This is a genomic window from Streptomyces katrae (assembly GCF_000966975.1).
In the GTDB taxonomy this organism is placed as follows: Bacteria; Actinomycetota; Actinomycetes; order Streptomycetales; family Streptomycetaceae; genus Streptomyces; species Streptomyces katrae.
Genome location: NZ_JZWV01001319.1, coordinates 1 through 4,253, shown reverse-complemented (window position 1 = coordinate 4,253; position 4,253 = coordinate 1). Strand labels below are relative to the sequence as shown.

General features: G+C 73.0%; 3 protein-coding genes. All 3 read right to left on the bottom strand.

Annotated elements, in window-relative coordinates:
• On the bottom strand, nucleotides 1–1,227 hold a 1,227-nt coding region (locus VR44_RS36700; protein ID WP_045952000.1), incomplete at its 3' end, for an elongation factor G.
• A 350-nt stretch (nucleotides 1,228–1,577) separates the two neighbouring features.
• Nucleotides 1,578–2,315, bottom strand: a complete 738-nt coding sequence (locus VR44_RS36695) for a tyrosine-protein phosphatase (RefSeq protein ID WP_045951999.1) — start codon at nucleotides 2,313–2,315, stop codon at nucleotides 1,578–1,580.
• 45 nt (nucleotides 2,316–2,360) lie between these two features.
• Nucleotides 2,361–4,253: pentapeptide repeat-containing protein (locus VR44_RS36690; protein WP_211275205.1), on the bottom strand; the 1,893-nt coding region annotated here is incomplete at its 5' end.

The window sequence follows — 4,253 nt, the reverse complement described above, 5'->3', positions numbered from 1 at the left end:
GTCGGTGCTGCGGCCCGCCTCGACCGCCACCGACACCACCGGGTCTGCCACGGCCGGCGGTTCGAGGAGCAGCGGGGCCCCCGGCGCGCACAGGGTGCTGCCGGCCCGGGCCGCCTTGGGCCCGATCACGGCGACGATGTCACCGGCCACCGCCTCCTCCCGTTCCTCGTGCCGGTCGGCCTGCACCCGCAGGATCCGCCCGATCCGTTCCGTCCTGCCCGTACCGGGGTCCAGTACGGTGTCACCCTTGCGCAGGGTGCCCGCGTAGAGGCGTACGTACGTCAGCCGCCCGGTCGGCGTCGCCGTCACCTTGAAGGCGAGCGCGGCCAGCGGCTGAGCCGGGTCGGCGGGGCGGCCCTGCACGGCCGGCATGTCGGCGGGCGACGGCAGGTACGCCACGACCGCGTCCAGCAGCGGCTCGATACCGCGGTTGCGGTACGCCGAACCGCACAGCACCACGACACCCTCCCCGGCGAGGGTCAGCTCGCGCAGGGCCCGGACCAGCGTCGCCTCGCCGAGGGAACCCGTCGCGCAGAACTCCTCCAGGGCGTCCGCGTGGAGTCCGGCTACCGTCTCCTCCAGCAGCCGGCGCCGCCGCACGGCCTCCTCCAGCAGGCTTTCGGGGACGGGCGCGGTCTCGTACGAGTCGGCGCCCGCACCCCAGAGCAGGGCGCGCATCCGCAGCAGGTCGACGACGCCGGTGAAGGCGTCCTCGCGTCCGACGGGCAGCTGGACGACGAGCGGGACGGCGCCGAGCCGGTCCCGGATCGAGGCCACGGCCGTGTCGAGGTCGGCGCCCGCGCGGTCCAGCTTGTTGACGAACGCGATCCTCGGGACGCCGTGCCGGTCCGCCTGCCGCCACACCGACTCGCTCTGCGGTTCGACCCCGGCGACGGCGTCGAACACCGCGACGGCCCCGTCGAGCACCCGCAGGGAGCGCTCGACCTCGTCGGCGAAGTCGACGTGGCCGGGGGTGTCGATCAGGTTGACCCGGTGGCCGTCCCAGGCGCAGCTGACGGCCGCGGCGAAGATGGTGATGCCGCGGGCCCGTTCCTGGGCGTCGAAGTCGGTGACGGTGGTCCCGTCGTGGACCTCTCCGCGCTTGTGGATGGTGCCGGTGGCGAACAGGATCCGTTCGGTGACGGTGGTCTTGCCGGCGTCGACGTGGGCGAGGATGCCGAGGTTGCGGACGGCGGTGAGGGGGTTGGTGTCGATACGGGTGCGCATGGCCCAGGGCCTTTCGGATGCCGAGGATCTTGAGAAGGGCAGCGCGATTCCCATGAGCGGCGCACGCTGGTGCGAGGTCGGAACCCGCGTACGCGCCCTACTGCGGAGCATGGGCGTGCGTACGTGCGTCACGGGCGTACGGTGACAGCCGCGCAGCTGTTACCGCGCGGTGCGAGACACCGGGATCACGTCGTACCGGGCCGGGGGAACGAGGGCGGTGGCGGTGTGCGTACGCATGACCCTGTTCCCCTTCTCTTCGTTCGACGGCACGAGGCGCGCGGGCCGTTACGGCGGCGCGCACGGCGAGTGTAGGCAGGGTGCGCGGCCGGGGGCACCGGATTTTCGGGAGCTCAGACGAGAAGGCGCTCGCGCAGCCGGCCGATGGTGCCCGGGGCGACGCCGACGGCGTCGGTGAGGTAGGCGGACGGAGAGCCGTGACGCGCCGTCAGATCGGCGAGCACCAGGGCCATGACGGTGGCCGGGGCGCGCCCGTACGAGGGCCAGAGCAGGGGACGGCCCGGGTTGGCGGCGTGCCAGTCGGCGGTGAGGCGGGCGGTGGCGAGCTCGGTGAGGGCGAAGTCGGCCAGGATCTGCTCCTCGTCCACCCCGAGGAGGGTCAGGACGAGGGCGGCGATGAGGCCGGTGCGGTCCTTGCCGGAGGTGCAGTGGAAGACGGCGGGCCCGGGGCCGTCGGCGATGAGTTCGATGGCCCCGCGGATCTCCTCGACCCCGTCCTCGGCGACTTCGGCGAACCGGTCGGCGAGGTAGCGCCAGGGGTCGAGGGCGGGGTCGATGGTGGCCTGGTCGTAGGGGCGGTGCTCGATGCTGAGGTTGGCGTAGGTGAAGCGCTCCACCTCCGGTATCCGGCCCTTGGCCTCGATCTCCCAGGGGTAGCGCAGGTCGATGACGGTACGGATGCCCAGGCCGAGGAAGCGGTCCCAGTCGGCGTCGGCCGGGTCGAGCTTGCCCAGGGAGTCGGCGCGGTACAGGACGCCCCAGGCCGTGGTCCGTCCGTCGGCGGAGCGGTAGCCGCCGAGGTCGCGGAAGTTGTGGAGGCGGGCGAAGGGGAGGTGACGCGGGGAGGACACGGGCAACTCCTGGGATGGGTGGGGCGGTTGTCGCCCCAGGATGCCTCAGGTGTCGTCGGGGGCGGCGTCTTCCCCGAGGGTGGCGGGGTGCGGTGAGGTGATGTGCCACAGGCCCGTGACCGACCGTGTCGCGGACCAGTCGCCGGGCAGGGGGAGGGCCTCGGGGAGGTTGACACCGGTGAACTCGGTCCGGGCGTTGAAGACCGCGCCGTCGAAGGTGAGGCCGGCCCGGAAGGTGGAGTCCGTGATGGAGACCCTGCCGTCGAAGACCGCGCCGTCGAATCCGGTCTCCGTCACGAACTCGGTGCGCAGGAAGCTCGCCGGCCCCAGGAACCGCGCGCCGGTGAAGCTGCTCGGCCCGTTCTCGACCGTCATGTCGCGCCACATGAGCGAGCCGGAGAACACCGCGCGGTCGAAGGAGACCCCGTGGGCGCACACGGTGCTCGCGAACGAGGCGCGTCCGTTGAAGGCGGCCCCGGAGAAGGCCGCGGCCGCCTCGAACGCTCCCATGGAGAAGCTCGCCGCCCCGTGGAAGACGGTGGAGACGAACAGAGCGGGCCCGTTGAACCGGTTGGCGCGGAACAGGGCGACCCCCTCGCACCGTGCCTGCTCGAACACCGCCGCCGCCTCGAAGCGGGTGTCGGCCACCTGCAGCGGACCCCGCCACATGGCGTGGTCGAACCTCACCGGCCGGGCGAAGGCGGAGTCCTCCAGCAGCATCGAGCCCTCGGACCAGATGTGGCTGAAGTCGGCCTCGCCCTCCACCGTCACCCTGCGCAAGCCGCAGAAGTCCTCGATCGTCGCACCGCGGAAGGAGACGTCATCCCGCCACGTGACCTGCGTGAACTGAGCACCCTGCCGGAACACCGCGCGGTGGAACCCGGCCGGGCCCTCGAACCTGCTGTGCGGGAACCTCGCCGTGTCCTCGAAGACCGCCCGTTCGAAGGAGACTTCGGCGCGGAACTCCGCCCCGGAGAAGTCCACCGGGCCGGCGAAGGCGGCTTGCGAGAAGTCGGCCCTCCCGGTGAACACCACCCCCGGCTCCTCCCAGCCGTCCACGAAGCGCGCCTGCGCGAAGGACACCTCGCCGAGCGTGATCTGCCCCGCGTCCGGCTCCCGTACGGCGTCGAGGACGCGGCGCAGCAGGCCCTGGGTGAGCGGGACCCCCCTGAAGTCGACCGACGAGCCCGGGCCGAGGGCGCTCAGCACCGCCTCCTGCTCCCCGGGCGGCAGGTGCGCCAGGCAGGCGTCGCGGTCCGGCAGCCGGACGCCCGGGCAGCCCAGCGGCTCGGTGTCCGAGTTCCAGGTGCGGCAGCGGGACCAGGGGATCGTCTGACCGCGCACGGACTCCTCGGCCTCCGCCAGGAGTTCCGCAAGCTGCCGGGGATCGCCTTCGTACACCCACGCCCTGGTCCCGTCCCCGAGCGGGATGAGCGTGCTCAGCGCGGACGGTCCGAGCAGGTCGCCCAGTTCCTCGTAGAGCCGCTGGGACAGGACGAGGAGGAGACGCCCGGTCGGTCTCCGCCTGGCATCGCGCAGCCGCGCCGTGATCAGGGGGTGGTCGACCAGCCGTTCCGGTTCCGCCGGGCGCCGCTCCGTCTCTCCGGTCCCCAGCACCAGCGCGAGCGGCGGGGCGCCCTCCCCCAGCGCTCCCCGGTACTGAGCCAGGCCGGCCGGCAACAACGCCAGCAGCCTCGACGCGCGGCCCAGGGCCCCGGGCGGGTCGAGCAGCAGGCTCAGGAGCTCCGGCCTCTCCCCGCCGGGCAGAACCGTCCGGGTCGGGATATCCATCAGCCGGGCCATCAAACCGCTCAGCTCGGAAATCGGCGTCCTGCCGCGCGGCATCGCTCCCTGGCCCACCCGTACGTCTACGGCCACCTGCGGACCGCGCCGGTTCCTCCGCCGGTGGAGGGCCGTCGCTGGACGGCCGTCCAGCGC